This is a genomic window from Arthrobacter sp. MYb227 (genome assembly GCF_002975435.1).
Lineage (GTDB): Bacteria > Actinomycetota > Actinomycetes > Actinomycetales > Micrococcaceae > Paeniglutamicibacter.
Genome location: NZ_PCPT01000008.1, coordinates 103,740 through 127,810 on the forward strand (window position 1 = coordinate 103,740; position 24,071 = coordinate 127,810).

22 protein-coding genes are annotated in these 24,071 nt (G+C 54.9%); 9 read left to right on the plus strand and 13 right to left on the minus strand.

Annotated elements, in window-relative coordinates; translation table 11 throughout:
- Nucleotides 1-114 precede the first annotated feature (114 nt).
- Together murJ and CQ018_RS14930 are read right to left on the minus strand one after the other, a co-directional pair.
- Nucleotides 115-1,797 (minus strand): murein biosynthesis integral membrane protein MurJ, encoded by a 1,683-nt coding sequence (murJ, locus tag CQ018_RS14925; protein WP_258142636.1) that lies wholly within the window; start codon nucleotides 1,795-1,797, stop codon nucleotides 115-117.
- Nucleotides 1,798-1,828: 31 nt separating this feature from the next.
- Entirely contained in the window at nucleotides 1,829-2,374 is a 546-nt protein-coding gene (locus tag CQ018_RS14930) for an NUDIX hydrolase (protein ID WP_105550817.1), read from the minus strand.
- A gap of 169 nt (nucleotides 2,375-2,543) precedes the next feature.
- Between CQ018_RS14930 and CQ018_RS14935 the strand changes: the two genes are divergently transcribed.
- Nucleotides 2,544-3,983 carry a CCA tRNA nucleotidyltransferase gene (locus CQ018_RS14935; RefSeq protein ID WP_105550818.1) on the plus strand — a complete coding sequence of 480 codons (1,440 nt, stop codon included), beginning with the start codon at nucleotides 2,544-2,546 and terminating at the stop codon, nucleotides 3,981-3,983.
- 298 nt (nucleotides 3,984-4,281) lie between these two features.
- Here the strand turns inward: CQ018_RS14935 and CQ018_RS19915 are convergent, their stop codons facing one another.
- Together CQ018_RS19915 and CQ018_RS14940 are read right to left on the minus strand one after the other, a co-directional pair.
- Entirely contained in the window at nucleotides 4,282-4,512 is a 231-nt protein-coding gene (locus tag CQ018_RS19915; protein WP_146111927.1) for a hypothetical protein, read from the minus strand.
- A 374-nt stretch (nucleotides 4,513-4,886) separates the two neighbouring features.
- The gene (locus tag CQ018_RS14940) at nucleotides 4,887-5,789 is read right to left on the minus strand and encodes a hypothetical protein (protein ID WP_105550819.1); all 903 of its coding nucleotides are present in this window, start codon (nucleotides 5,787-5,789) and stop codon (nucleotides 4,887-4,889) included.
- 231 nt (nucleotides 5,790-6,020) lie between these two features.
- Here CQ018_RS14940 and CQ018_RS14950 point away from each other — a divergent pair, with 231 nt between their 5' ends.
- Nucleotides 6,021-7,706 carry a formate--tetrahydrofolate ligase gene (locus tag CQ018_RS14950; RefSeq protein WP_105550821.1) on the plus strand — a complete coding sequence of 562 codons (1,686 nt, stop codon included), beginning with the start codon at nucleotides 6,021-6,023 and terminating at the stop codon, nucleotides 7,704-7,706.
- A 223-nt stretch (nucleotides 7,707-7,929) separates the two neighbouring features.
- Here CQ018_RS14950 and CQ018_RS14955 read toward each other — a convergent pair whose 3' ends face one another.
- The 7 genes from CQ018_RS14955 to CQ018_RS14985 all read right to left on the minus strand — a co-directional run bounded on the left by CQ018_RS14955 (nucleotide 7,930) and on the right by CQ018_RS14985 (nucleotide 16,089).
- Nucleotides 7,930-9,015 (minus strand): inositol-3-phosphate synthase, encoded by a 1,086-nt coding sequence (locus tag CQ018_RS14955; RefSeq protein ID WP_105550822.1) that lies wholly within the window; start codon nucleotides 9,013-9,015, stop codon nucleotides 7,930-7,932.
- A gap of 146 nt (nucleotides 9,016-9,161) precedes the next feature.
- Nucleotides 9,162-10,382, minus strand: coding sequence for a DUF6716 putative glycosyltransferase (locus CQ018_RS14960; RefSeq protein ID WP_105550823.1), 1,221 nt, complete (start codon nucleotides 10,380-10,382; stop codon nucleotides 9,162-9,164).
- Nucleotides 10,383-11,402 (minus strand): hypothetical protein, encoded by a 1,020-nt coding sequence (locus tag CQ018_RS14965; RefSeq protein WP_105550871.1) that lies wholly within the window; start codon nucleotides 11,400-11,402, stop codon nucleotides 10,383-10,385. It lies immediately after the preceding gene.
- 18 nt (nucleotides 11,403-11,420) lie between these two features.
- Nucleotides 11,421-12,776, minus strand: coding sequence for a polysialyltransferase family glycosyltransferase (locus tag CQ018_RS14970; protein ID WP_105550824.1), 1,356 nt, complete (start codon nucleotides 12,774-12,776; stop codon nucleotides 11,421-11,423).
- A complete protein-coding gene (locus CQ018_RS14975) occupies nucleotides 12,773-13,774 on the minus strand; it encodes a glycosyltransferase family 2 protein (protein WP_105550825.1) in 1,002 nt (333 codons plus the stop codon). Before CQ018_RS14975 ends, CQ018_RS14970 begins: the two co-directional genes overlap by 4 nt.
- Before the next feature lie 104 nt (nucleotides 13,775-13,878).
- Nucleotides 13,879-14,772, minus strand: a complete 894-nt coding sequence (locus CQ018_RS14980; RefSeq protein ID WP_105550826.1) for an N-acetylneuraminate synthase family protein — start codon at nucleotides 14,770-14,772, stop codon at nucleotides 13,879-13,881.
- 102 nt (nucleotides 14,773-14,874) lie between these two features.
- On the minus strand, nucleotides 14,875-16,089 hold the full coding sequence (locus CQ018_RS14985) for an acylneuraminate cytidylyltransferase (protein ID WP_105550827.1): 1,215 nt from the start codon (nucleotides 16,087-16,089) through the stop codon (nucleotides 14,875-14,877).
- 211 nt (nucleotides 16,090-16,300) lie between these two features.
- On the opposite strand from CQ018_RS14985, the gene CQ018_RS14990 reads away from it, so the two are divergent.
- The 3 genes from CQ018_RS14990 to CQ018_RS15000 all read left to right on the plus strand — a co-directional run bounded on the left by CQ018_RS14990 (nucleotide 16,301) and on the right by CQ018_RS15000 (nucleotide 17,887).
- Complete coding sequence (locus tag CQ018_RS14990) at nucleotides 16,301-16,753, plus strand: MarR family winged helix-turn-helix transcriptional regulator (RefSeq protein WP_105550828.1); 453 nt, start codon at nucleotides 16,301-16,303, stop codon at nucleotides 16,751-16,753.
- 138 nt (nucleotides 16,754-16,891) lie between these two features.
- The gene (locus CQ018_RS14995; protein ID WP_105550829.1) at nucleotides 16,892-17,125 is read left to right on the plus strand and encodes a hypothetical protein; all 234 of its coding nucleotides are present in this window, start codon (nucleotides 16,892-16,894) and stop codon (nucleotides 17,123-17,125) included.
- 462 nt (nucleotides 17,126-17,587) lie between these two features.
- Nucleotides 17,588-17,887 (plus strand): DUF4193 family protein, encoded by a 300-nt coding sequence (locus tag CQ018_RS15000; protein WP_105550872.1) that lies wholly within the window; start codon nucleotides 17,588-17,590, stop codon nucleotides 17,885-17,887.
- Between the two features lie 112 nt (nucleotides 17,888-17,999).
- Here CQ018_RS15000 and CQ018_RS15005 read toward each other — a convergent pair whose 3' ends face one another.
- Nucleotides 18,000-18,593 carry a transglutaminase family protein gene (locus tag CQ018_RS15005; RefSeq protein WP_105550830.1) on the minus strand — a complete coding sequence of 198 codons (594 nt, stop codon included), beginning with the start codon at nucleotides 18,591-18,593 and terminating at the stop codon, nucleotides 18,000-18,002.
- Between the two features lie 167 nt (nucleotides 18,594-18,760).
- Here CQ018_RS15005 and CQ018_RS15010 point away from each other — a divergent pair, with 167 nt between their 5' ends.
- Entirely contained in the window at nucleotides 18,761-19,459 is a 699-nt protein-coding gene (locus CQ018_RS15010; RefSeq protein WP_258142637.1) for a 4a-hydroxytetrahydrobiopterin dehydratase, read from the plus strand.
- On the opposite strand, the gene CQ018_RS15015 is transcribed toward CQ018_RS15010, so the two are convergent.
- Entirely contained in the window at nucleotides 19,427-19,705 is a 279-nt protein-coding gene (locus tag CQ018_RS15015; protein WP_105550832.1) for a DNA gyrase subunit A, read from the minus strand. The genes CQ018_RS15010 and CQ018_RS15015 overlap by 33 nt on opposite strands.
- A 207-nt stretch (nucleotides 19,706-19,912) precedes the next feature.
- On the opposite strand from CQ018_RS15015, the gene CQ018_RS15020 reads away from it, so the two are divergent.
- The 3 genes from CQ018_RS15020 to CQ018_RS15035 all read left to right on the plus strand — a co-directional run bounded on the left by CQ018_RS15020 (nucleotide 19,913) and on the right by CQ018_RS15035 (nucleotide 24,035).
- On the plus strand, nucleotides 19,913-20,332 hold the full coding sequence (locus CQ018_RS15020; protein ID WP_146111928.1) for an aspartate 1-decarboxylase: 420 nt from the start codon (nucleotides 19,913-19,915) through the stop codon (nucleotides 20,330-20,332).
- A 158-nt stretch (nucleotides 20,333-20,490) separates the two neighbouring features.
- Complete coding sequence (locus CQ018_RS15025) at nucleotides 20,491-22,179, plus strand: long-chain-fatty-acid--CoA ligase (protein ID WP_105550834.1); 1,689 nt, start codon at nucleotides 20,491-20,493, stop codon at nucleotides 22,177-22,179.
- A gap of 902 nt (nucleotides 22,180-23,081) precedes the next feature.
- Entirely contained in the window at nucleotides 23,082-24,035 is a 954-nt protein-coding gene (locus CQ018_RS15035) for an acyl-CoA thioesterase (protein ID WP_105550836.1), read from the plus strand.
- Nucleotides 24,036-24,071: the final 36 nt, after the last annotated feature.

Sequence of the window (24,071 nt, forward strand, 5' to 3'; positions counted from 1 at the left end):
ATGCCGGCAGCCTTATAGCTGCCCCGTTCCATCGTACCGGGGTGGATAGCTTTTTTTGGGAAACGATGTCGGCGCGGGGCCCGTTCACGGGGCTTTAGCAGGAATAAGTCAGCACTATTTGCGTAGCTGGGGAATGCGCCGGGCTAGTGGGCCAAGGAAATTATCGAGTTCCTCGGAACGGCTCAAACGCAACAGCACGATGTAAACAACGGCCATAATTGAACCCACGACGGAGATTGAAATTATTGCCCCGGGGATCGATTCCATGGCGAAACCCCAGTTGTAGCCACCGAAGAACCAGAGGACTGCCATTCCCACAAGACCGGAAAGGGTCGCCATGAACGCAATACGAATGTATGCATCGATGACCTTGACGCTGCCATAATCCCCATAGCGGCGGACCACCAAATGATGGGCAATGACAGCGGAAAGTACATTTGTGACACCGTAAATCAGCGCCATGGCCCGAGCTATTTCACTGTCTGGTAGCAGCACGACAGCACTGAGTGAAAGCCCGATTCCAAGTACCGCAATGAATGTTTGAATCAGCATTGGAGTCTTGGTGTCTTCCTCGGCAAAGAACACCCGAATCATGAAAAAATGAGCCGATTTGAAGGGCAAACCAAGTGCGGTCAAAAGCAACAATTGACCGATTGCCGCCCCCTGCATCATTGCTGTTGAGGAGCTGCCGGCAAAAAGGCGCCCCAACGGGCCAGCAAGCACGATGAATGCAACGGTAGCGAACACAATGGGAACCGCTGTGGTGCGTAAACCCTTGGAAAGCAGTGGAGCAATATCTTCCCGGCGCTTCTCTTGGAAGGCCTTGGTGAACTCGTTAAAGAGGATGGTTGCCAAGGTCAACGCAAAGATTGAGTGCGGAAGTACAGTGATCAATTGCGAGGTATTTAGCGCGTACTCACCGGGAATATCAGCACCACCAAATGGCATGCCTTCACGAGATGCGGCGGCCGCCGAGACGAACTTTGAGTTCACCAAGGAAGCGATATTGCCAACCATCATCGAGCCCAGAGTCCAAGCAGCAAGCTTGCCCACGTGGCGCAGGCCCATGCCGCGCCAGGAGAAATCAAGGCGTAGATTCATTCCCAAACGGCGCAGGGGATAAAACAAGGCAACGGCCTGAATAACAATGCCCAGCGTGGAGCCACCCGCCAGCAGGATGGTTTGTCCGGTAGTCCAGGTTTCCAGTTGGTCGTTGCCGCCAGCGTAAGCACCAAAGAGCAAAATATATGCGCCAATGGTGAAGATTTGCACCACGTTGTTAACCACTGGAGCCCACATATATGCGGCAAAGCGTCCGTGGGCGTTTAGTACCTGCCCGAAGACCGCAAAAACCCCATAGAAGAAGACCTGCGGTAGACACCAATACGCAAAGGTGGTTCCCATGGCCAGCATTGGCGGTGTCCAGTCCAGCGTCAGCATCTTGATCAGTGGACCAGCAAGCAAAGTCAGTAATACCGTTGCAAGCCCCATGACCACCACCGTGAGGGTCACCAGCTTGGAGGTGTAGGCCGAGCCCTTGTCTGATGCCTTAGAAGCCTTGATCAGCTGCGGAACCAAGATGACATTGAAAATTCCGCCGGCCAACAACATGAAGATGATCGTCGGGATGACGTTCGCCTTCTCGAAGATGTCGCCCATCGTCGTGGAGCCGATGGCAACAGCCAGTAGCGCGGTTCTGATGAAACCAAGAATTCGAGATACCAAGGTGCCCGAGGCCATAAGGGCATAGGCCTTGGACTGGCGGCTGGCTTGTTGATCGCTTGGCTGCTGCGGCACCTTGGGAGGGCTACTGGGCTTTGCTGGGTGATTAGATACCTGGGACATAATTTGGGAGTACTTCGCGCGCTAGATCGGCAATGCGCCGTTCGTTGGGGAAGGACAGGCGCTTGCCAAGATCAAGCAGAGGAACCCATGCCACGTCTACTGCTTCGTGGTCGGGATCGTTTTCAATGGTCAGCTCGCCGCCGGTGGCAGAGAGCAGGAAATGGTGAACTGTTTTGTGTACCCGGTAATTAGTGACCGTAAACCAGTAATCAACCGAACCCAGCGGAGCCAAGATGCGTCCGGCAATACCGGTTTCTTCCTCGATCTCACGGATTGCGGCTTCTTCGTTGGTTTCAATACCCTCGGGGTGGCCCTTGGGTAAGCACCATTCAAGGCGGCCGCCACGGTTGTAGCGGGCAATGATTGCCACGGGGAGGGACGGCAAAGACGTGTCGATGACTACGCCGCCGGCTGAAACTTCCTCAACTGTGGGCAGTGGCTGATGCCCCGAACCCGTTTGCGCTTGCGCATGCGCCATTGACGCGGTCAACGGCGTGCGCTTCGGGGCGCTGGGAACTGGATAGGCCATAGAAACTACTCTAGCGATCTTTTGCCGCAGATAGGGGCTTGCCCCGCCAGTCGGTGGGCCTTGGGTCCGGGCCAGGACACAAACGAATAGCGCAGTGTCGGAGCTAACTATGGGTGGTAGCGACTTTGAGCATGGCACTATCCAGAAAATCTGGCACCCTTAAAGGACTATGCAGCAGCTTCCCTCCAGCCAGGTCCTTTCCGAACTTTTGCCCTCCGTCGTTTTTGACCTGGGGCAGCTCTTTGTTGACGCTGGCTTTGAACTATCGTTGGTTGGCGGTCCGGTTCGTGACCTCTTCCTTGGCCGGGTCTCACCCGATTTGGACTTCACCACCAGCGCAAGCCCCGATGAAACGTTGGCTACGGTTGCCGGTTGGGCCGATGCCACCTGGGAAGTCGGGCGTGACTTTGGCACCATTGCCTTGCGCAAGGGTGATGACACTATTGAAGTAACAACGTATCGAGCCGATGCGTATGATCCTTCATCACGTAAACCAATAGTTGCCTTTGGTGACAAGCTCGAAGATGACCTCTACCGCCGTGACTTCACCATGAATGCCATGGCACTGCGTTTACCGAGCCTTGAACTTGTGGATCCCTATAACGGTGCCAGGGATCTTGCCGCCGGACAGGTCCGCACTCCCGGCGCCCCGTCGATGTCATTTTCCGATGACCCGCTGCGCATGATGCGTGCCGCCCGCTTTGCCTCGCAGCTTGGTGTTACCGTGGCCGAAGATGTGCGTGCAGCCATGACAGAAATGGCTAACCGCATTGAAATCATCTCTGCCGAACGCGTGCGCGATGAATTGATCAAGCTCATCAATGGCATCGATCCACGTTCGGGCATTGATTTGTTGGTGGACACGGGTCTCGCGGATTTGGTGTTACCTGAAGTTTCCGCTCTGCGCCTAGAAATGGATGAGCACCACCGGCACAAGGACGTCTACCAACACTCGCTCACGGTTCTTGAACAGGCAATGGAGTACGAGACTGATGTCGCGGGCCCGGTTCCGGGCCCGGATTTTGTGCTGCGTTTTGCTGCACTGATGCATGACATTGGTAAGCCGGCAACGCGCAAATTTGAACCGAGCGGTGCCGTGAGCTTCAGACACCACGACGTCGTAGGTGCCAAACAGGTCAAGGCGCGCATGCGAGCGCTTCGCTTTGATAATGACACCATCAAGGCCGTTGCCCGCCTGGTGGAGCTTCATATGCGCTTCTACGGCTATGGGGACGCGGGGTGGAGCGATTCAGCGGTACGCCGGTACGTGCACGATGCAGGGGACCTGTTGGAGCGCCTGCACAGGCTCACACGCTCGGATGTCACCACCCGAAACCGAAAGAAGGCCGAACGGCTTGCTTTCGCCTATGACGACCTTGAAACACGTATCAAGGAAATCGGGGAGCAAGAAGAGATGGCCGCCGTGCGACCCGATCTCAATGGAGCCCAGATCATGGAATTACTGGGCATCAAGCCCGGCCCGGTGGTGGGACGCGCCTACAACTTCTTACTTGAGCGCCGACTAGATGAGGGGCCGACCGAACCCGAGGCCGCTGAGGCAGCACTTCGTGCTTGGTGGGAGCAACAACCCGAATCTCAAGAAGGCTAATTTTCGAGCTTGTCACTTATTCTCGTCAGCGGCTTGTGAATGGAGGGAACTACATCCCTCGACAGTGAAAGCTTCTGAGGATTTTGCTCTGGGTTCGGCGTGTCTTTGAAGACACGCCGCACCCAGGGCTTTTTGCATGGGTTTTTTGCACAAAAGGTGGCGCACCCAAGTAACGCTGTGTATGGTGGAACTTGTGATTGAGAAGTCTCAATGAGACATCGAGATCCACTAGACAAATATTGGCGCCGGATTCGTCTGGCAAGTTCTTCCAGAAAAGGAGGTGGGAATGATGATTATTTCAATGAATTTTACGGGCTTCTATGTGCCCCGGTTCGGCTTTGGCGGCTTTGCCCCGATGTCCACTTCTCCTGCCTCTGGAATGGCGCCCTGCTAGTTTTTTTCTAGCAACATAAAATTCCCGAGGCTGATGAGTCATTTTTCGACCAAATCCTTGAGGAATTTTCATCATGTCTACTTCGATCACCTCGATCACAACCCCAGCTGTTCGCTCCGCTGAATTCATTTTCACGGGCCCTGAATCGTTACGCGCTCGCGCCTCGAAGACAGTAGAACAGACAAGTTTTCGCTCCTCCAATCCGACTGAGGGGAGGTAAGAACCGTGAACTCAAAGCAACGTAAGGCAAAGAAAAATCTTTGGCTCGAAACCCAATACAACCCGACGCATCGGCAGCGGGAATTGCGAAACCATCTCCCGATGGACATGCAGTTCCGCATCCGCTGAGTGTATTAGGATCACCCCGTCTCACGGGGATGATCTGGAATTCAAAACACTCACCGATTTTGGAGATGCATGATGAATGATATTGACCCACGTTGTGCAAAGCCCGCCGGCTTCACCGGCGGGCTTTGCCGCTTAAAATGGGGAGCGATAAAAGAACTTAGTTAGTGAATCGCCAGTGGTTCACTAAGTTGAGCACGCCAATGTCGTAAGAACGCCAGACCAGCATGGTCATGAATGATGTCTGCAGCAAGACCGAGATCCTCGGCCGTGAGCACCGGGTAAGGCTTTCCGGCTGGAATCCCGTCTGAGGGGCGTACATCCACGTGGCTGACCTGATGCCCATGCTCGGCAAGCCAGTCTGCCATGGCATAGTCCGTGCGTGAATCACCAACGGTGAACCATTGCATTGGAACTATTGAGTCAACTGCAAGGAGTTCAAGGGTACGCCGTGCGCCCAAATCTTTCCCGAGCTGAACCGACTCAACATCTGTAGAAATAATCGTTGGGTCAACTCTGTAGGAAATCGCACAATCGCTATCCGGGTACTGCTTGTCGAGACGTTCAACGCCCAGATCGTGACGTTTCATGGCCTCGATGGCAGCAACATCAAAATCTTCCTGAACCGTGCGGTACTCGGTGTTATTTGCTTCAATATGCTGTTCAACCGAAACCATGGCTAGTTTGGTCTCATCGAAGAACATGTACTTGGCAAAGCGGGAATTAACCAGCTCTCGAACTTCGGCAGAATATTCGACAGGTACTGCCAAATCGGTATCAACATAAATTTCCCCGGCACCCGATTGCGAAAAGCTAAACCACGTGGCTCCCTTTTCACAGATAGCATGAAATTTCAGCCCCTGGGGAATCCCAACCGCAAGCATTGGTTCCATGACCTGACGTTTGATGAATTCATCGGAGCGTCCGGTATTAAAAACTACGGGGATCCCGGCGGTGGCCAAATCGAGCATGAGTTCAATGATCTCCGGGTTAACATCGCGGGTTTCCGGGGATGCGATGGGACCGTCGACATCAAGCAGCAAGGCAAAGGCAGGGGTTGTGTGCATGGGTTCGATTCTCCCATCGAGTGTGCAAAGCAAAGAATCCTCATAACAAATGATGAAAGTAATCACGATCCATCGGTACAGGAATAGTTGGTATGAACTGGGTTTTTCGGCCTGCCATTCCTGTGCCCATTCCTCCGGCGATGATAGTTTGAAGGTTGTATTGAAGAAGGCCGGAAACCCCGGTTTTTTCGAGACTCCCGCGCAGGGACTCCAGACAAGGGGAAACTTAGCATGACAACGACGCCGACCACTGACATGAGCGATCTGGGGATTGCTTCACGAGCAGTGCTCGAACCGATATCAACTATCGCAGAACGCGCGGGAATTCCCGACGTGGCACTTGAGCCCTATGGCCGGTACAAGGCCAAGGTTGATCCTGCTCTGCTCACCAAGCGGGAGTCCACACAGGGCAAGGTGGTGCTGGTCAGCGCCATGTCTCCGACCCCTGCAGGGGAAGGAAAATCAACTGTCACGGTGGGGCTTGCCGATGCGCTTGCGGCAACCGGAACCAAAACAATGATTGCACTGCGCGAACCATCCCTCGGCCCCATCTTCGGGATGAAGGGCGGTGCCACCGGCGGCGGTTACGCCCAGGTGCTGCCCATGGATGAGATCAATATGCACTTCACCGGTGATTTCCACGCCATCACCAGTGCCAATAACTTACTCATGGCGCTGGTTGATAACCATATTCATCAGGGCAACGCCTTGGGCATTGATCCGCGCAGGATCACCTTCAAGCGTGTCATCGACATGAATGACCGCTCACTGCGCAATATTGTCATTGGGCTCGGTGGCCCCACCGAGGGAGTGCCACGCGAGGCAGGTTTTGACATCACCGTGGCCTCCGAAGTTATGGCGGTATTCTGCCTAGCCACTGGCATCGATGACCTCAAGGATCGTCTATCTAAGATGACAATTGGGTACACCTATGACAAATCCCCGGTCACTGTTGCCGATATTGGTGCCCAGGGCGCCATGGCAATGCTGCTCAAGGACGCAATCAAACCAAACCTGGTGCAGACCATGGCCGGCACCCCGGCGTTCATTCATGGTGGCCCCTTCGCTAATATTGCGCACGGCTGTAACTCGGTCATTGCCACAAACACCGCTCGTAAACTTGCCGATGTCGTCATCACCGAGGCTGGCTTCGGCGCGGATCTGGGTGCCGAGAAATTCATGGACATCAAGGCACGTTTCTCCGGTGCAAACCCGGATGCCGTGGTTCTTGTCGCGACAATCCGTGCGCTCAAAATGCATGGTGGGGTTGCCAAGAATGAGCTGAAGGCAGAGAACGTGCAGGCGGTGCGCGATGGCCTGGTAAACCTTGCGCGTCACGCAACAAATATTCAAAAGTTCGGCATCCAGCCCGTAATTGGTATCAATAAGTTCACCCTCGACACCGATGCGGAACTTGCAGTGGTTACCGAATGGGCGGCAGCGCAGAGCATTGAATGCGCAATTGCTGATGTTTGGGGTCAGGGAGGCGCCGGTGGTGCCGAACTCGCCGCCGCAGTGCTGCGCGCCATCGAAGCACCGAGCGATTTTGCTCCGCTCTACGGGCTGGAACTGAGCACCGAAGAGAAGATCAGCACCGTGGTGAAGGAAATTTACGGTGGAACAGGTGTTGAATACTCAGCGAGTGCCAAGCGGATGCTGCACCAGATCCATGACAATGGGTGGGACAATCTTCCCGTATGTATGGCAAAGACTCAGTACTCGTTCTCGGATGATGCCGCACTGCTCGGCGCTCCCGAAGGGTTTGTACTGCAGGTCCGTGACCTGATTCCGAAAACCGGGGCAGGATTTATCGTTGCGGTGACCGGTGCCATCATGACCATGCCCGGCCTGCCCAAGATCCCGGCCGCCATGCGCATGGACGTCGATGAAAATGGCAACGCGGTAGGACTTTTCTAAAAGTCAGCACGTAGAAAACGGTCCGGTCACCTAGCTCGAGATTCTGGAGAGGTCGCAGACCTTCTTTAGAATCTCGAAGCTACAAATGAACTACCTCGGGCGTGGTTCTTTTGGCAGTGGCAAACGAACTTAACTGACTGTGGCTGGCGTACTTCCCAAAACGGGAGGTACGCCAGCCACAGTCGGTTAAGAGCCCGCCTATAGGCAGCCCCTCAGCAAGGGTTTAGCGCTCGATATCTCCGCGGATGAAGGCCTCAACCTTTTCCTTGGCGATGTCGTCGTTGTACTGCTCCGGCGGGGACTTCATGAAGTAGGAGGAAGCCGAAAGGATCGGTCCACCCACGCCACGGTCCAGGGCGATCTTTGCCGCACGTACAGCGTCAATGATGACACCAGCGGAGTTAGGTGAATCCCAAACTTCAAGCTTGTATTCAAGCGAGACCGGGGCATCACCGAAGTTACGACCCTCAAGGCGCACGAAGGCCCACTTGCGGTCATCGAGCCAAGCCACGTAGTCCGACGGGCCAATGTGCACGTCGTCCTCGCCCAGCTCGGCTGAGGTGTTGGAGGTGACGGCCTGAGTCTTGGAAATCTTCTTGGATTCCAGACGATCGCGCTCAAGCATGTTCTTGAAGTCCATGTTGCCACCAACGTTGAGCTGGTAGGTGCGATCAAGGGTCACGCCGCGGTCTTCGAAGAGCTTGGCCATCACGCGGTGGGTGATGGTCGCGCCGATCTGCGACTTGATGTCATCACCAACGATCGGGACACCGGCTTCGGTGAATTTGTCGGCCCACTCCTTGGTTCCGGCAATGAAAACCGGAAGTGCGTTGACAAAGCCAACGCCGGCGTCGAGGCATGCCTGTGCGTAGAACTTTGCGGCAGCGTCCGAACCAACAGGCAGGTAGCAAACCAGGACATCAACCTTGAGTTCCTTCAAGGTGGCGACCATGTCTACCGGCTCTGCTGCGGACTCAACGATGGTCTCGCGGTAGTACTTGCCAAGACCATCGAGGGTGTGACCGCGCTTCACGATGACACCGGTGGTCGCAACGTCGGCGATCTTGATGGTGTTGTTTTCGGATGCAAGGATGGCGTCTGCCAGATCCAGTCCGACCTTCTTCTCATCAACGTCGAATGCCGCAACGAACTGTACGTCGTTGACGTGGTACTTGCCGAACTGAACGTGCATCAGACCGGGCACGGTGGTCTGTGGATCTGCTTCACGGTAGTACTCGACACCCTGAACCAACGATGTTGCGCAGTTACCCACACCAACGATTGCAACCCGAATCGGATTTTCCGACACCTTGTCTCCTCAAACTGTTAACTTCTGGGCAGGGGAAGACCCACCGTCCAGTTCTTTAACAATGCTAAGTGAGATTAGAGCGCAGTTATTCCCGATTCTGCTCCGAGGTGTTGCAAACTACCCATTGCTGGTGTCTGATCCCGTATTTATGAGGTCCTTAACCATGATCTGCGCAGCTTACGCAGCAAGGAGAGAACCGGACGGGGCAGCGCCGTACGAATGTGTTGGCGTAAGGCAATATCGCGGATTAATGAGCGTTGGGCTTCGCTAGTTTCGAGTTCTCCGGCTCTGGCACGCGATGCGTAATGGTTAAGTGCCACACCAAATTCTGGGCCCCTCCGATGGAAATAGTTTTCTCGCAGCCAAGCCTTATTGGGTGAGGAAAATTCTAGCGTCGGAACTTGTTCCAGCGTTCCTAGGAGCCCGGAACCGCGGAACACTGTGTTGAGCATTGCCTCATTGAAACCAAAATCGGTGAGCACCAGAACCGGTAATCCACGATCCAATGCTTCTAACGCGGCAGTTGAAGAGACGGTAAGCAGCGCGGCGCCCTCGTTGAGTACGGCATCCATGGAACCGGTAGTAAATTCCACATGTTGAGCTTTAACACTGCCCGCTTCAACGAGTTCGTTCCATAGTGAATCGAAGGGGTGTGCCTCGGCATGGGTTTGTGGTTCACCGGCTTTGGCCCGCAATTTAACGATCACGCGTACCGCTGGATTTAGGCATGCAGTTTTATCAAGAGCGCGCAGGATTGCGACACGTTCGGTGCGTAAGACCGGAACTTTGGCTTGGGCCGCGAACACCACGGAGTTGATGGGGCTTGTCTCTGGTTGCGGGAAGCCGGCGGTGGCTAGAAAGGGAAGTTTGGAAACCAAAATGGTGGGGCTGTGCCCGGGTTCCTCCTCCGCCAGCTGACTGAATTCACGGGCTTCGGCGTGTGAATGAACAATAAATCCGTCACCGGCACGGCGATAGTTCCAGCCCTTGGTGGTTGCCGGGAAGGCGACCCCGGGCAGTGCGGAGAGCAATGCTGCGGGGCGTACGCGCGTGGAGGTGGAGCGCAAAAGTTTTGAGAATAACTCGCTGACCACCGGACCCGTTGATGATGCAAAAATAATATCGGCATCCAATGAGTCGAAGGTCAAGGATGACATCGGGAGCACCTCGGGCCTGGTGCCGGCGAAGGAGGTGTTGTGGGAAGCGGAAATAATTTGTTCATCGGTGGGAAGCAACGGGGTACGTACCAGAACCACCCGCTTGTCCCAGTCTGAACCCAATCCCGAGAGCGTGCTGTAGGCAAGTTTGAGGTACGAATCTGAATCTGCAACTGCCGTGATGCGCGGGCGGAAAGTTTGGCTATTCATTTATCCGTTGAGCTCCAATGAAGAGGAAAGATGCGTACGTAGTTGTGGGGAAGCCGTCGGTTTCCACCAGGGTTCCGGCACAGGTTTTCCTATGATGCGTACACCGGTGGTTCCCAACAGCAGACGTAGCGATGGCAGTGCGGTCGACGGTAAGGCGCGGACCACCTGACCACGGCGTAGCGATCGCAGTCGCATTTCAATGGGAATCGTATGTTTTCGCACGCTGATCAATGGATGAGCATCTAATTCATGCAAAAAATCTGCTGTTTCACGACGATGCGGGAAGTACGCGACGGGTCCTTCCTCGGTGAGTTCAGAGAGCCACCGAAGATATGGTTTGATACGGATCAAACCATCGGCGGCCAGCGCCGAACCTATAGCGATAGTTGGTTCATGGATTGGCTCGCCCACCGGTTGCGTCGCCAACCATTCAAAGCTGTGGCCTTCAAGATTCCCGCCCAAGGCCCTGAACTTCTTTGCAACGTCATGCTCGATCGGCAAGGCAGTAAAAACCAGCAGTCGGGAGGCCCGTGCCAGCGCTCTTAAGCGCCACCAACTAGCTAAACCAAGTGCTCGTCGCGTTGCTCCGGCCTGTGATCGAGGCCGGATCAGGGGGATTGGGTCGTCGCTGACTAATGCCTTGAGCAATCCGAGCGTTGCTAAACCATCATCGATAATTATTAGCTCACCGGGTCCTAGCGGGCCGAGCAGGGTGCGTTGTACCTTGCCCGAATAGGCATCCCCAACCACCCAACGGTCCGCAGCAGAAGTTCCGGGTAGCGGCGGGTTGCGTGAGGGGTTGGCGAAGCTAATTCCATCGGGAGCCTGCGCCATGAGCGTTTGCAACGTTGCATCGAGCATGGTGCCCCCGCCGCGTGGGTAAATGGTGCTGGTGCGCCCCAGGAGCCCTGCGCCGTGTGCCTCCACCGCGGAGAGGAGCTGCAAGGGGGATTCAACCCAGACCTGGGCGTGACCAAAGCGTGGCCGTGCTACCGCATCCACCGCAACATGAGGTCTCATGGGTACTGGCCCGGACATTTAACTATCAACCCGATCAAGCTGGCGACGTAGAAAGCGTAGAGAGCGTTGCACACCGCGCTTGGCCACGCGCCGCAGGCGCCGAGGCAACTGCTGGGCCGCTAGTCGCCGGGACAACGTGCGTGGCGGCAAGGTATTGGGAAGCGCTAAGGAATGTAGCCTGCGTTGCTTGAAATACCTTGCCCGTTCCACCGGGTGCGTTTCAAGAAAGTGCTGAGTTTCCGTCCGCAATGAAGCCAGCCGTTGAGGTTGCATGGCATAGGAAATTGCGTTGATCAGTTCCTGTAATTGTTCTCCGGGCCGGAGATTTCGGGCATAGAGCGCGTCAACGATGCTCAAGGGGATCCTATTGCTGTTCTCGTACGGGGCTAGTTCCTTGAGCAGATTGGTGGTACCCAAGGCGCGTACCGGCATATCAAAGAGTTGGGAGCAGGTAGCAAGGGCCGTTGAAAAAGCACTGAAGATCATGAGGGGCTTGAGTTTCAAGGCAACGATCTCGGCGCCAAGGTCCCCGGCATAAATTTCTAAGTTGATACCCAGCTCGGCTGCGTGTTCAAGCAAACGAAGTGCCGAGGTAGCCGATGCCGCAGGGTGGGGTTTGAAAAGTATGAGCTGGGCACCAATTTTTTTGGCTTCCACAAGCATCTGGCGGTGCAACTCAAGTTCCTGTGCCTCATCGAGTAGGCCGAGCCCACCCAAATATTGCCCCAAAATGAGGGCGCAGGAGGAGGAGCTTCCTCCGATACGTGCTAGCTGTTCATCAACGCAGCTATTCGCCAAAGACCTAAAAACCGTGGCCAGGTGAGCGGGGTTCATGGGGGAAAGATCCGGTGCCGCCTCATGCAGGAGCAAGGGCTTGAGTCCGGGGATCAGATCGGGGTAGATCAATGATTCAAGACGCTGCAGGATTGCCTGATCGATGCGGTTCCGGGTTGGTCCGTAGGACATAAGCCCATCGGCATGGATGAAAATTGGTGCATCATGAAAAATTCGACACAGCGCAATGGCGGGATTGACCTGAATCGATTCGACAACCAATTCGATGGGCTGGGATCCCAGCCCCCAATGCGAGCGCAAGAGCGTTTCCCACATGGGAAGCTCTTCGGTGCGTGGAGAAAATTGTTGAGGTCGTCGGGGCCACAACAATTCGCCCAGATCCACGACGCGATCAAAACGGGTGCTAAGTTGTGCAAAGCCGGGGGACTGGGTGATGGGCGTGGTAATTTCCGGGATCTGTGATCCATCGGCCAAGACCAGCACACGTTCGCCACGAGTTGCTGGCAGTGCCCCGGAATCGATCATGGCAACTAACGAGGCAACTTGGTAGGCGGTGGATGCCGCGATGAGCTGAATCATGCGTGGCTCCGTTCCATCCGTGTATATCCGGCGGGCATCAGCGAGCGCAATAGTGCAGCACGTTTCCCGTCGAGTGCGGTGAATGCCGCGTGTAGTTCATCGGCCGGCAGCTCGAGGAAAAGTTCTTTAATGCGTAGCGCGAGATCGGTGGAAACCTCGGCAGACATATTGTTGCGTCGGGATAGATGGTGGGCGCAGATGGCAAGGAATTGGCGGATGGCCTTGGGCCAGAAACGGGCAGCTTCCAGGTCTTTTGCCACGACGTTAAACGTCAACCTGTAAGCCTGGATGAAGTCCAGCTGCCGGATATCGAAAATTTGCGTCAGTGAGGTTGCTATCCCTCGTCGGTACATGACTCCTGGGGCGTTGCTAATTGCGAAGGAATCACAATTCAGATGCAGGTTCCAGATCCAGGCCCGGTCTTCGGCGGTATGTAACCCCGCGGGGAAATTCAGCAGGCCACGCTCGGCAACGCGACGTTGGAACATCCCTGCCCACGCATAGGGGTAATCGACCATGGACGAGGCATGATCCGGAAGGATTGACTCGCGTGGGTCTAATACGACGCCGCGGCGAGCCTGTGGGGTGCGGTGCAGCACGCGGGTTCCTCCGGTGACCCGAATATGGTCGGTGCGCACAAAATCGACGTCTAGGGCTTCGAGCTCTTCGCTGCAACGAGCAAGCTGTCCGGGGGCAAACCAATCGTCCCCGTCCAGGAAGGCAATATGTGGTGCCGTGGAGGCTGCTAGGCCCTGATTACGGGCCGTTGCCAGCCCGCGGGCCGTGTCATTGCGGATAATCTGTAAATCCGGGAGACGATCCCGGAACTGGGCGGCGAGCTCCCCGGTACCATCGCAGGATCCATCATCGATCACCAGTACCTCGAGGCGATGCAGATCTGTCACTTGGCGTTCCAAACTCGCCAGCGAGTCCTGGATGAAGGGGGCCTGATCCTTAGCCGGAATAATGACGCTGATGCGTCCGGGTAATTGCTGCATGGGGATGAACGGTTTTCCTAAGATGAAGGGAAAGTGAGCGGCCGGGGATCACCAGGAATGACTGGTGATCCCCGGCCGCTCATGGGTGCCTTGCGGTGCGCTACTTAGGCGTCGACGCGGCGCAGTCGGCTCAGCGGTGCCAGCTCGCCCGGGAAGACGCGCTTGACGCCGTCACCCATGGCCTGCTCGAGGATGCGGATGTCGCGGATCAGTGCCTCGAAGCCCTTGGGCTCCAGCGAGGAGGCCTGGTCCGAGCCCCACATGGTGCGGTCAAGGGTGATGTGGCGTTCGACGGTGACGGCGCCCAGTGCGACGGCCGCCAGCGAGATCTGCAGGCCGCGCTCGTGCCCCGAGTAACCCACGGGCACCTGGTAGCGCTCCTGCAGCGTGGTGATCATGCGCAGGTTGGCTTCTTCGGGAGGCAGTGGGTAGGTGGAGGTAGCGTGCATCAGAACCAAGTTGTTGGTGCCCAGGGTTTCCACGGCCTTGTCGATCTGCTCGATCGTTGACATGCCGGTGGAGAGGATGATTGGCTTGCCGGTTTCAGATAGTGCCTTGAGCAATTCGATATCGGTGACCGAGGCCGAGGCGACCTTGTGGGTCACCGCACCCTGATCCTCCATGAACTCGACCGAGGGAACGTCCCATGGGGAGGCGAAGGCATGCAGGCCCTGGGATGCCGCGTAGCGGATCAGTTCCTTGTACTGGGCTGCATCAAATTCAACGCGGTAGCGGTAGTCCATGTAGGTCATCTCGCCCCACGGGGTGGAACGGATCTTATCGCGCATGTCCATCGGGGTGGAGATCTCAGGGGTGCGCTTCTGGAACTTCACGGCGTTGGCGCCGGCCTTGGCCGAGACATCGATCAGCTGCTTGGCGATCTCCATGTCGCCGTTGTGGTTGATGCCGATCTCGCCGATCACGTAGACCTGCTGTCCGGCACCAAGAAGCTGGTTGCCGATTGCGACGGGTGAAGATTCAAGGGTGGTGATGCTCATGATTGATGCCTTTCGTGAAACGCCCGGACCGTTGGGTGTGTTTGGTTGAAGGCCGCGGGGCAGTGGATGAAAACTATTTAGTTAAACTTTGTTCGGGGTCCTTTAGCGGACCAACGCCGGTTCCTGCAGCAGGACTGCAGCGCCGGAATCTTGTGGGGTAGTGCGGGTTTCTAGGATGAGTTCGGCAACTTCGCGAACCGCTCCATGACCGCCACATTTTGTGAGTGTGTGCCGTGCCGCTCGTAGCACCGTGGGGTGAGCGTCGGCGACAGCAAGTGGCCAGCCGACGACGTTCATTGCGGCAAGATCATTGACGTCGTTTCCCAGGTAGGCGACGCGTGCGGGATTGAGCCCATGCTCTGCCATCCACTGGGTGAGGATTGCTGCCTTATCCGTGGTTCCTTGCACCGCGTCAATGCCTAGTTTTGCGGCGCGGGCGGAAACTACCGGGTTAGTTTCACTTGAGAGGATCATCAGATGGATCCCGGCCTTGCGGAGCAGAGAAATCCCCATGCCGTCCCCGCGTGAAACCCTTACCGATTCGATGCCATCCTGGCTTAGATAGGCGGTGTCCGCGGTGTGGACTCCATCAAAGTCGGTGACTAACGCATCGACGTCAAGAGCTGCTGCGGAGGCAGACTTTGAATCTTGCCACCTAGCGAAGTCCAGATCAGCCTCGGTATCGATGTCGATCCCATGAGCCTGCGGAACATGCGCCAGAGCCAAGGAGCCGAAGAACCGGTGCTCGGCCTCGATAAATCCGGCGGTATCCATGACGTAGAAGGCTCCGGTTTCACGGAAGCGTGGTTCCCGGTCTTGGCGGCGAGGTCGCCGGGTTTCGTCGTGACCTATTGCGTGGGCGGCACCTGTTTCATCACTGCCCCAATGGAATCCATGATCCGGGACCACCGAGAAGCTGACATCTGCGTCGCGCATCGCGACTGTCGCAATGGCTTGGTGAAGATCGGCAGGATCAATCAGTGGGGAGGTGCACTGGATGAAAACCGTAATTTGTGGGAGTACGTCCAGAGTGCTCAGGGCATGTAACAGCACCGATTCGCTACTAGCGGTATCACCGGCAATCGTTGCCGGGCGGTCGATAACTGTTGCACCGTGGGCCAGCGCCTCTGCCTTGATATCCGGGTGATCCGTGCTGACCACAACGTCGCTAACTGACGGTGTGGAAAGAGCGGATTCAATGGCCCGGGCCAACAAGGTTTGGCCGCCGATCCTGCGCAGGTTTTTGAGCGGGATGCCCTTGGAACCACCCCGTGCCGGGATGATGACTAAGGTTTTCGCTTCACTGTTCGTGCTCACAACTAAGGACGCTATAGGCGCAAAATGACCTCTAACCCGCCATTAGGTTAACGGTAAGAGACCAGTGGGAAACATCCTCAAGTGGAACTACTTCGCGTCGGTGCCCGAGAGCAGCCACCATCCCTAGTGGCTCCAGGGGTGGTGACTGCTCTCGGGCACCGGGTATCTATGATGGAAAGAGCACGTACTCAAAGACGAAGTAGGGAATACAGTGAGTGAAAAACCTCTGGTAGATCCATTGGCGCTAGAGAACCAGGTCTGTTTCGCTCTGTCGTTGGCATCGCGAAGCGTGATTGCCGCATATAAGCCGGTGCTTGAACCATTGGGTTTAACCCATCCGCAGTATTTGGTCATGCTGACGCTGTGGGAGCACGAACCGCTGTCCATTAAAGAGTTAAGTGTTCTGTTGCATTTAGATCCGGGAACCCTCTCTCCGCTGGTCAAGCGCATTGAGGCATTGGGCTTTGTGGTGCGGCGGCGGAGTGCCACAGATGAGCGTTTGCTGGAAATTGCGTTGACCCAGAAGGGGCATGATGCGCGGCAGTTAGCCCTTTCGGTCCCCAAGGAGATGATGCGACGCCTGGATATGGGTGTCGAGGAGCTGGCGAGCCTTCACGCAAGTATGAAGAAAGTTATTGGCGCGGCTCTGCACATTCAAGACTAAGTGGATTTTTCGAAATACGTGAGCCGCAAGAAATTAGTTAGTGCACCAATCGTTGGGCTACAATTCAAGTAATATTCCCGGTGATTCCGGGCTTTAACCGTCGGATTGTCACCTACCTAGAAGGAAGCGTCACAGCTCATGAGCGACAAACGTTTACCGATTATCGAAGACATCACGGGGCTTAGCCGTGGTTACCGTTTCCGCTGGCGACTGCAATTTTTGGGCTTCTCTATTTTTGGCCCCGCAGATCAGCGCCCCAGCCGTGATCCACGTGAACGATTGAAGGTTGATCGGGCTCGACGAGTCTTACGTGCCCACGAACTTGCTGGTACGCAGGCTCCCGACGACGTCATCTTTGTTGCCAACCGATAATACGCAGGAGCAACACAACCTCGATAACTGGGGCCGGGCAGATTTTTCCGCCCGGCCCCAGTGGCCTTAACCATCATTTTTCTCGCCTTAGAATCTGCCGATCAAGCTGGATACTGGGCTGCGCAAGACCCAAAACCTGCCATTTTGAGGAATTTATGTGTCAACACTCAAGGTTTTCCCAGTAAGTGCGCACAGCTGAGGGTCCGCTGATGGGGGACTAACGGTCAAAAAGCGTGTTAACCAGCGGTAAATCTCAAAGAGTGATCTAGTTCCCCGTGGGGTTGCTCACTGGTCATTTCCGCGTGTTATCGGCTGTATTTGCAGGTCAGCTAACAAAAATGCGCACCTTATACCCGATTATTGGTGCCAAATCGTGCACAACGGTAACTTTCGTTTAGGTTTCTTCAGGTTTCCTCGCCTATGATTACTCACGATTCCAGCATCAACAGCAAAGGTATGGCCATGGCCCAGGACTATGACGAAGTACGACCAGACGTAGCCGAGGCGTCCGAGAAGACCCTTCAGCAGGTCCAGAGCATGGATGCCCCGACCGCAAAGAGTGTCCAGTCTGACCTTGAAGAGGTCGACCACTCAGAAGGTCAGGAACTGCCCGGCGCAATCGTTCTTGACGAACTCGTTGTTGAGGTTATTCCGGAAGCGGAAGACGAATTCACCTGTGGCTCATGCTTCTTGGTACGTCACCGCAGCCAGGTAGCTCTCGAAAAGAATGGCATGAAGTTCTGCCGCGAGTGCGAAGGCTAAATTTTCGCAAAGTCTTTATCATCATGAGCGTCGCGCAAGCGGTTGCCTCACGGTGAGTTGTAACTGTGGGTCGGACCGCCGGGGGAACTCGAAGGTCCGACCCACAGTCATTTCACGGGGTGTTCAGTACCGAAGGTAACCGCATCGCTAATGCATTGTTCCCCGTACCAAATGCAATAACCACCTCGGGAACAGGGTGCGCAAAGACCATCGGATAATCGACTTCCCCTAGTTCAGGGTTTGGCCGATAGACCAGCGACTCTTCCTCGAGCTCAAAAGAAGAGCTGACCCGCTCATTGTTTCCACGCGGATCCAATCGGCGCCACTGCCCATTAACATGCACGGCTACGAGCCCATGAATTACGTGCCCACGCTCGGTGGCAAGGCGTTGGTAGCAAAACCCCGTGGGAATACCTTCGCTACGCAGGAGGGCAGCGAGCAAATGTGATTTTGCGTAGCAAAGGCCGACTCCCGCAACTAAGACTTCGGTAGCAGTGAAGGTAACTCGAGGATCTGCAACATCAAATGAGTGATTAATACGGTCGCGAACCCACTCGAACGCAGCTTTCAAAAAAGCAAGATCCTCGGGGTTGTTGGTTCGAAGCTGGCGTGCAAGACCAACGATCTCGGATGCGGAGGCCTGCACTATCGAATCACTCACCAAGTACGGTTCTAAATTCATCGCTATCGGGGAGCTCCACGTCATGACACCATTCTTCTGACAGCGCGGTGAGCAACCAACTTTTCCCAGCTGCATGACTTTGAACCCAGAAACCCCTAGCTTCAAAAACTCATCAGTGCTCACCCCTATGGTCTGCAGCTTCAGGGTGGCAGACTTGCTCGGGTAGAGAACTAGTCGTCTGCCAGGAGCACATGATGCAAGCAAAAGATGCCCTAGAACCCGCAGCACTCATGGAGAAGCTGACTCAGCTCCCGGATTGGAGATACGGGCGGGGTTCACTGCGCACGGTGCTGAAATGCGAAACCTCCGAAGCCGCACTGTCCCTGTTCGCAGCCATTGGCGAGTTAGCGCAGCAGGCAAACCACCACCCGGATGTTGATTGGCGCTATAACACCTTGTTCGTGACGCTTACATCCCATGATGTGGGTTCTCGAGTCACCGGCCGCGACACTTCGCTAGCTCAGGAGATCTCCGCACACTCCGTGAAACATGGGGCCAAAGCTCATCCAGATTTGATTCGCACGGTAGAAATAGCAATCGATACCGATGCACCCCAAGAAATCTCCAGCATGTGGAAAACCGCATTGGGATACCGTGAATTGGCCGATGGCTCACTTGTCGACCCGTCAGGCCGTGGCCCAGCAATTTGGTTTCAAGAAACTGAAACGCCAAACCCCAATAGGCTCCACCTCGATATAACTATTCCTTTTGATCAGAGTGCAAAGACCCTTGAAGCGTTGGGGCAGTCGGGTGCAATTCTTGATTCGCACAGCGCACCACAATTTGTCGTTGCCACGGATCATCAGGGAAACCGGTTATGTATTTGCACCGAGCAGGAAGAGAAACGGCGTAGTGAGTTAGTCGAGGGCTCCAATTTCTTGCTTGAGTAGTGATATTTGTTCTTCAACATTCCGTCGTTCGGAAACTGTGAATCGACGGACCTGCATATCAAGAACTACGCGTGCTCGCATGTCACCAACTCCAAGAAGTTCCTTGAGCGCTGCTAGAGCTTCTACGTGACTTTCGGTGTTTTCAATTGCTTGGAAAACTTCTTCATGTCTATCAATTGCCTGAATGATGACTTCCAATATCATGAGCGTCTCACGCTGATTTTGTAGTTCTTCTTCTGGTGTCATGGGCTCATCCTGCCACAGCTCCAGGACAAGCTGAATGGAACTACTTCAGCGTGGCTCCGGCCGCGTCTTACTCACGCAAATACGGAAAGTCGCTTAGAATCACCATGTTGGAATCCGACGCTACCGAAGTTTTCGGTAACAGGCCCGGCGTTCCTCCAAACGCTCGAAATCTTCATGCTTTAACTCCACACACCACCAGGAACCATCTTGCAACGAACCATGTTCAAGTCGACGATCCACCGCGCGACGATCACTTCCACTAATTCCAAGGGAATGGAATCGGTGATGATCGACGAGGATCTCTTGAGCCTGGCAGATATTCTCCCCGGCGAGCTGGTCCTCGTGGTCAATACCGCTACCGGCGCTCGGGTACGTTCTCATGCGCTTGCAGCAAAGGCAGGCTCCGGAACGCTGAAGGTCAACGGAACCGCTACTCGGCTACTCTCGGTAGGAGACATCATCAGCGTCTTCACCCACGCCAGCATGGATGACGCGGAAGCCAAGAACTTTGAACCGGTGATGGTGCACGTCAGCAATAAGAACAAGGCAGTGCGCCCGGGGGTGGAACCGGTTGATGATGCTACCGACGGCCTCTACACACCTCCCTTCGCAATATTTACCGAATAGCGAGTCATACATGCCCTTAAACGGCTTGGACGACTTTTTGCTCGTGCCTTCGGTGCACGCCATGGCTACCCACGCACCCTTTAAGATGATCGTTTGTAGCTACTGATTCCTAGCTGTTAGTTCGTCAGTATCGGGTACTTCCCGGCATGATAGTGACCATGGACAACACCGCACCACAGCCTTGGGTTAAGAACTACCAGCCGGGGGTCCCGGCAGAGATTGAACTACCCACCGAATCCCTCAGCAAGATGTTTGAACGTTCCGTTGCTGAGGCAGGGGAACTCCCGGCAACAGAATTTTTTGGGCGTCGTGTCAGTTACCGCGAGCTCGGTGACCAGGTGGCTCGTGCCGCCGAAGGATTGCGCAAACTTGGCGTGCGTGCCGGAGATCGTGTGGCACTGATCCTGCCCAACTGCCCGCAACATGTTGTTGCCTTCTATGCGGTGTTGCGTTTGGGCGCCGTGGTTGTTGAACACAACCCGCTCTACACCTCGCGGGAACTTCGTCATCAGTTCGAGGATCATCAGGCACGCGTTGTCATAGCCTGGGACAAGGCGGTTGCTGCGGTACGTGAGTTCCCGCAGGACGTTCAGCTGGATCAGGTGATCTCGGTGAATCTTCTCGAAGCATTCCCGACCATCAAACGTATTGCCTTGAATTTACCGGTGAAGAAGCTTCGCGAGACCAAGGCTTCACTTAGTGCAGCCGCACCCGGAACTATCCCCTTCCGCGACTTGTTGAAATCCGCCCGCTTGGATCCAAACCACCCGCTCCCGAGCGTGGGCGACCTTGCGGTAATTCAGTACACCTCGGGCACCACCGGGGCACCCAAGGGTGCAATGCTCACGCACTACAACCTGTATTCGAACGCGCTGCAGGGGGAAGCATGGATGGAAGGAGCTAAGGAGCGCGAAGAAATTCTTTACGCGATTCTTCCCATGTTCCATGCCTTTGGCATGACGCTGTACCTGACCTTTGGAATCAAGAAGCAGGGATTACTGGTACTCTTCCCGAAATTTGATCCTGAGCTGATCTTAGAAGCAATGAAAAAGTCTCCGGCCACCGTGTATTGCGCGGTTCCGCCAATTTACGAGCGAACAGCCATGGCAGCGAAGGAAGCCGGGGTTTCCCTGCGCTCGGCCAAGTACTGTATTTCTGGTGCCATGAATCTTCCGGATCACGTGGTTGAGTTGTGGGAATCGGTTTCCGGTGGTCTTCTCGTTGAAGGCTATGGAATGACCGAGTCCTCACCCGTGGCACTTGGAAACCCTTTCCACCTCACACGTCGCAACGGCACCATTGGAGTTCCGTTTCCTTCAACACTGATGAAGGTCGTAGAGCTGGATGATCCAAGTGTCGAGGTTGACCAGGGGGAGCCGGGTGAATTATTGCTCAAGGGTCCCCAGGTGTTTTCCGGCTATTGGAATAATCCCGAAGAAACCGCCAAGACACTTACTCACGATGGATGGTTGCGTACTGGCGATGTAGTCACCGTCGATACCGATGGTTTTACAACTATCGTTGACCGGGCCAAGGAATTGATCATCACCGGTGGTTTCAATGTGGCTCCAACAGAAGTTGAAACTGTGCTGCGCGGACACCCAGATGTGCGTGATGCAGCAGTGTTCGGTAAGAGCCTTGAACGTGGCGGCGAAATGGTAGTTGCCGCTGTTGAACTTGAGCCCGGTGTTGAGCTTGACGAGGCAGCCCTGCGGGAGCATTGCCGTGCGCAGTTGGCCGGTTATAAGGTGCCTAAACGCATCGTTGCGGTCCAGGACTTGCCTCGATCGCTACTTGGAAAGATTCTGCGCAAACAGATCCGTGAAGAGGTAACGCCCAAGCTGTAAATCGGGATCTCGTTTTGGGTACTTGAATTTTCGTTTTTCATTCAAGAGCTTGTGTGGACAGCGTCGTTGTCCACACAAGCTCTTGAATTTTTGCTCGGCGGGTCACCGGCTCACCGTACTGCTCCGCGTTCACTCCACTTGCATGCCTGCCTGACGAGAGCGACCGCTTCATCTCGTTTTTCTGTCTCGCTGGCTCGGCTTCCGGCTCATAGAACCCCGACCAGAGTTCAATCCACTCTAGGTTCATTTCTTTTCTTGTCGACGATCTCGCATTTGAGAATCATCTAAAAAAATCAACATCTTATTAGTTCCTTGGACGGCCTGATCTCAATATGCTCAACAGGACTAAGGTACTTGATGACCTATGCATATTCGCCTGAATAAAATTGATGATATTACACAAACAAACTTCTGATGACTTGATTACGGTTAATGGCTGTAACTAAGTCGTATTTTTTACAGAGCTTCTACAGATTAATATTCAACTTATTTTGCAATTAGTATATATTTTAATCGAGTTGGGCACGTGCAGGTAAAGTTTTATCGATTTGCGCTCACGTAATATTGCATGATATTTAGTCTATTTTAGACGCGTGGAAAAGCAGTTAAAAATTGATTTGAATCCTGTGCAGGAGCCTCAGTAAATGCTTCCATGTGCACCAAGTAATGATTAGTTTTCGTGTTGATTAAGTATGCAGACCATAATTTTAGTGCATTCAATGTGATCATCGAAACAAAATTGAAGGTGTGCTATTTGCTAAAGAATGGCATTGAATGCAGACGGAAGAAGTATCAGAGCGATTCCTGAGCTGGTGACTTAAGGACAATATCGCCAGGCACCTCAAAGTCATGAAGCGCCACGGCTTCGAGGCCAGTGCGAACTGCTGGTTAGTATGAAGCCCATGAACGACGTCATGACTCTGCGATTCCTTGCCGCCCCTACGGATGTCTCCGAAGATGGGATCACCGTTCAAGCCGGTCGCGTGCTCGAATGGATCGACAAGGCAGGCTATGCCTGCGCCGTGGGCTACTCGGGTGGCTACTGCGTCACTGCATATGTTGGAAATGTTCATTTCACCCGACCCATTAACAACGGTGACCTGATTGAGGTCACCGCCCGCATCGTGCATACCGGGCGAAGCAGCATGCAGGTAGTTGTCACAGTCGATGCAGCACATATTAGCGAGCGCATTTTCCGTCCCGCAATGGACTGCATCTTGGTATTCGTCGCGATGGATGAGAACGGAAAACCCAAACAAATCCCGGCCTTTGAACCTTCCGATCCGGAAACCGTTGCCTTGGGTCTTGGCGCCTCAGCGCGCATTGCAGCCCGTGCTCAAATTCGCGATGCAATGCGCGAACAGGAGTACACCGATGCAGGAACTGCACCACGCGAAGTGTTTAGATTCTTGGCGGCACCCACCGATGTGAACTGGGGAGGAAACGCTCACGGTGGGATAGTGATGCGTTGGATTGATGAGGTGGCACGTGCCTGCGCCATGAGTTGGTGCACCAAGGACGCGGTTGCCGCGTACTCGGGCGGAATTCATTTCCTCTCCCCCATCCATATAGGGGATGTCGTTGAGCTCGAAGCCCGGCTGATACATACCGGCCCGCACTCTATGCATATTGCTGTGCATGTGCGAGCCAAGGACCCCAAGGGGAGCCAATGGCGTGACACCACTCAATGCATGACCATCTTTGTCACGCGCGACGAAACTGGCCATGCAGCCACGGTGCCACAGCTAACGCCACAGTCGGAAGAAGACATGAGGCTTGATGCCCACGCCATAGACCTCAAGCGCCGCCGCGGAGAACTCACTCCCATGCGCTTTACCGAAGCGCGCAAATACTGATCCGCCATATTGTGTTGCTCATTCACCAAGCGGCGG

What these genes read in the sequence shown, in the direction of transcription:
- CQ018_RS14940 (WP_105550819.1), bottom strand. Translation starts at nt 5,789, where the DNA reads ATGCACACAACCCCTGCCTTTGCCTTGCTGCTTGATGTCGACGGTCCC.
- CQ018_RS15015 (WP_105550832.1), bottom strand. Translation starts at nt 19,705, where the DNA reads ATGACACCAGAAGAAGAACTACAAAATCAGCGTGAGACGCTCATGATA.
- CQ018_RS14975 (WP_105550825.1), bottom strand. Translation starts at nt 13,774, where the DNA reads ATGCAGCAATTACCCGGACGCATCAGCGTCATTATTCCGGCTAAGGAT.
- CQ018_RS14930 (WP_105550817.1), bottom strand. Translation starts at nt 2,374, where the DNA reads ATGGCCTATCCAGTTCCCAGCGCCCCGAAGCGCACGCCGTTGACCGCG.
- CQ018_RS14965 (WP_105550871.1), bottom strand. Translation starts at nt 11,402, where the DNA reads ATGAGACCTCATGTTGCGGTGGATGCGGTAGCACGGCCACGCTTTGGT.
- CQ018_RS15025 (WP_105550834.1), top strand. Translation starts at nt 20,491, where the DNA reads ATGGACAACACCGCACCACAGCCTTGGGTTAAGAACTACCAGCCGGGG.
- CQ018_RS14935 (WP_105550818.1), top strand. Translation starts at nt 2,544, where the DNA reads ATGCAGCAGCTTCCCTCCAGCCAGGTCCTTTCCGAACTTTTGCCCTCC.
- CQ018_RS15000 (WP_105550872.1), top strand. Translation starts at nt 17,588, where the DNA reads ATGGCCCAGGACTATGACGAAGTACGACCAGACGTAGCCGAGGCGTCC.
- CQ018_RS14970 (WP_105550824.1), bottom strand. Translation starts at nt 12,776, where the DNA reads ATGATTCAGCTCATCGCGGCATCCACCGCCTACCAAGTTGCCTCGTTA.
- CQ018_RS14960 (WP_105550823.1), bottom strand. Translation starts at nt 10,382, where the DNA reads ATGAATAGCCAAACTTTCCGCCCGCGCATCACGGCAGTTGCAGATTCA.
- CQ018_RS15010 (WP_258142637.1), top strand. Translation starts at nt 18,761, where the DNA reads ATGATGCAAGCAAAAGATGCCCTAGAACCCGCAGCACTCATGGAGAAG.
- CQ018_RS15035 (WP_105550836.1), top strand. Translation starts at nt 23,082, where the DNA reads ATGAACGACGTCATGACTCTGCGATTCCTTGCCGCCCCTACGGATGTC.
- CQ018_RS15005 (WP_105550830.1), bottom strand. Translation starts at nt 18,593, where the DNA reads ATGACGTGGAGCTCCCCGATAGCGATGAATTTAGAACCGTACTTGGTG.
- CQ018_RS14995 (WP_105550829.1), top strand. Translation starts at nt 16,892, where the DNA reads ATGAGCGACAAACGTTTACCGATTATCGAAGACATCACGGGGCTTAGC.
- CQ018_RS14980 (WP_105550826.1), bottom strand. Translation starts at nt 14,772, where the DNA reads ATGAGCATCACCACCCTTGAATCTTCACCCGTCGCAATCGGCAACCAG.
- CQ018_RS14950 (WP_105550821.1), top strand. Translation starts at nt 6,021, where the DNA reads ATGACAACGACGCCGACCACTGACATGAGCGATCTGGGGATTGCTTCA.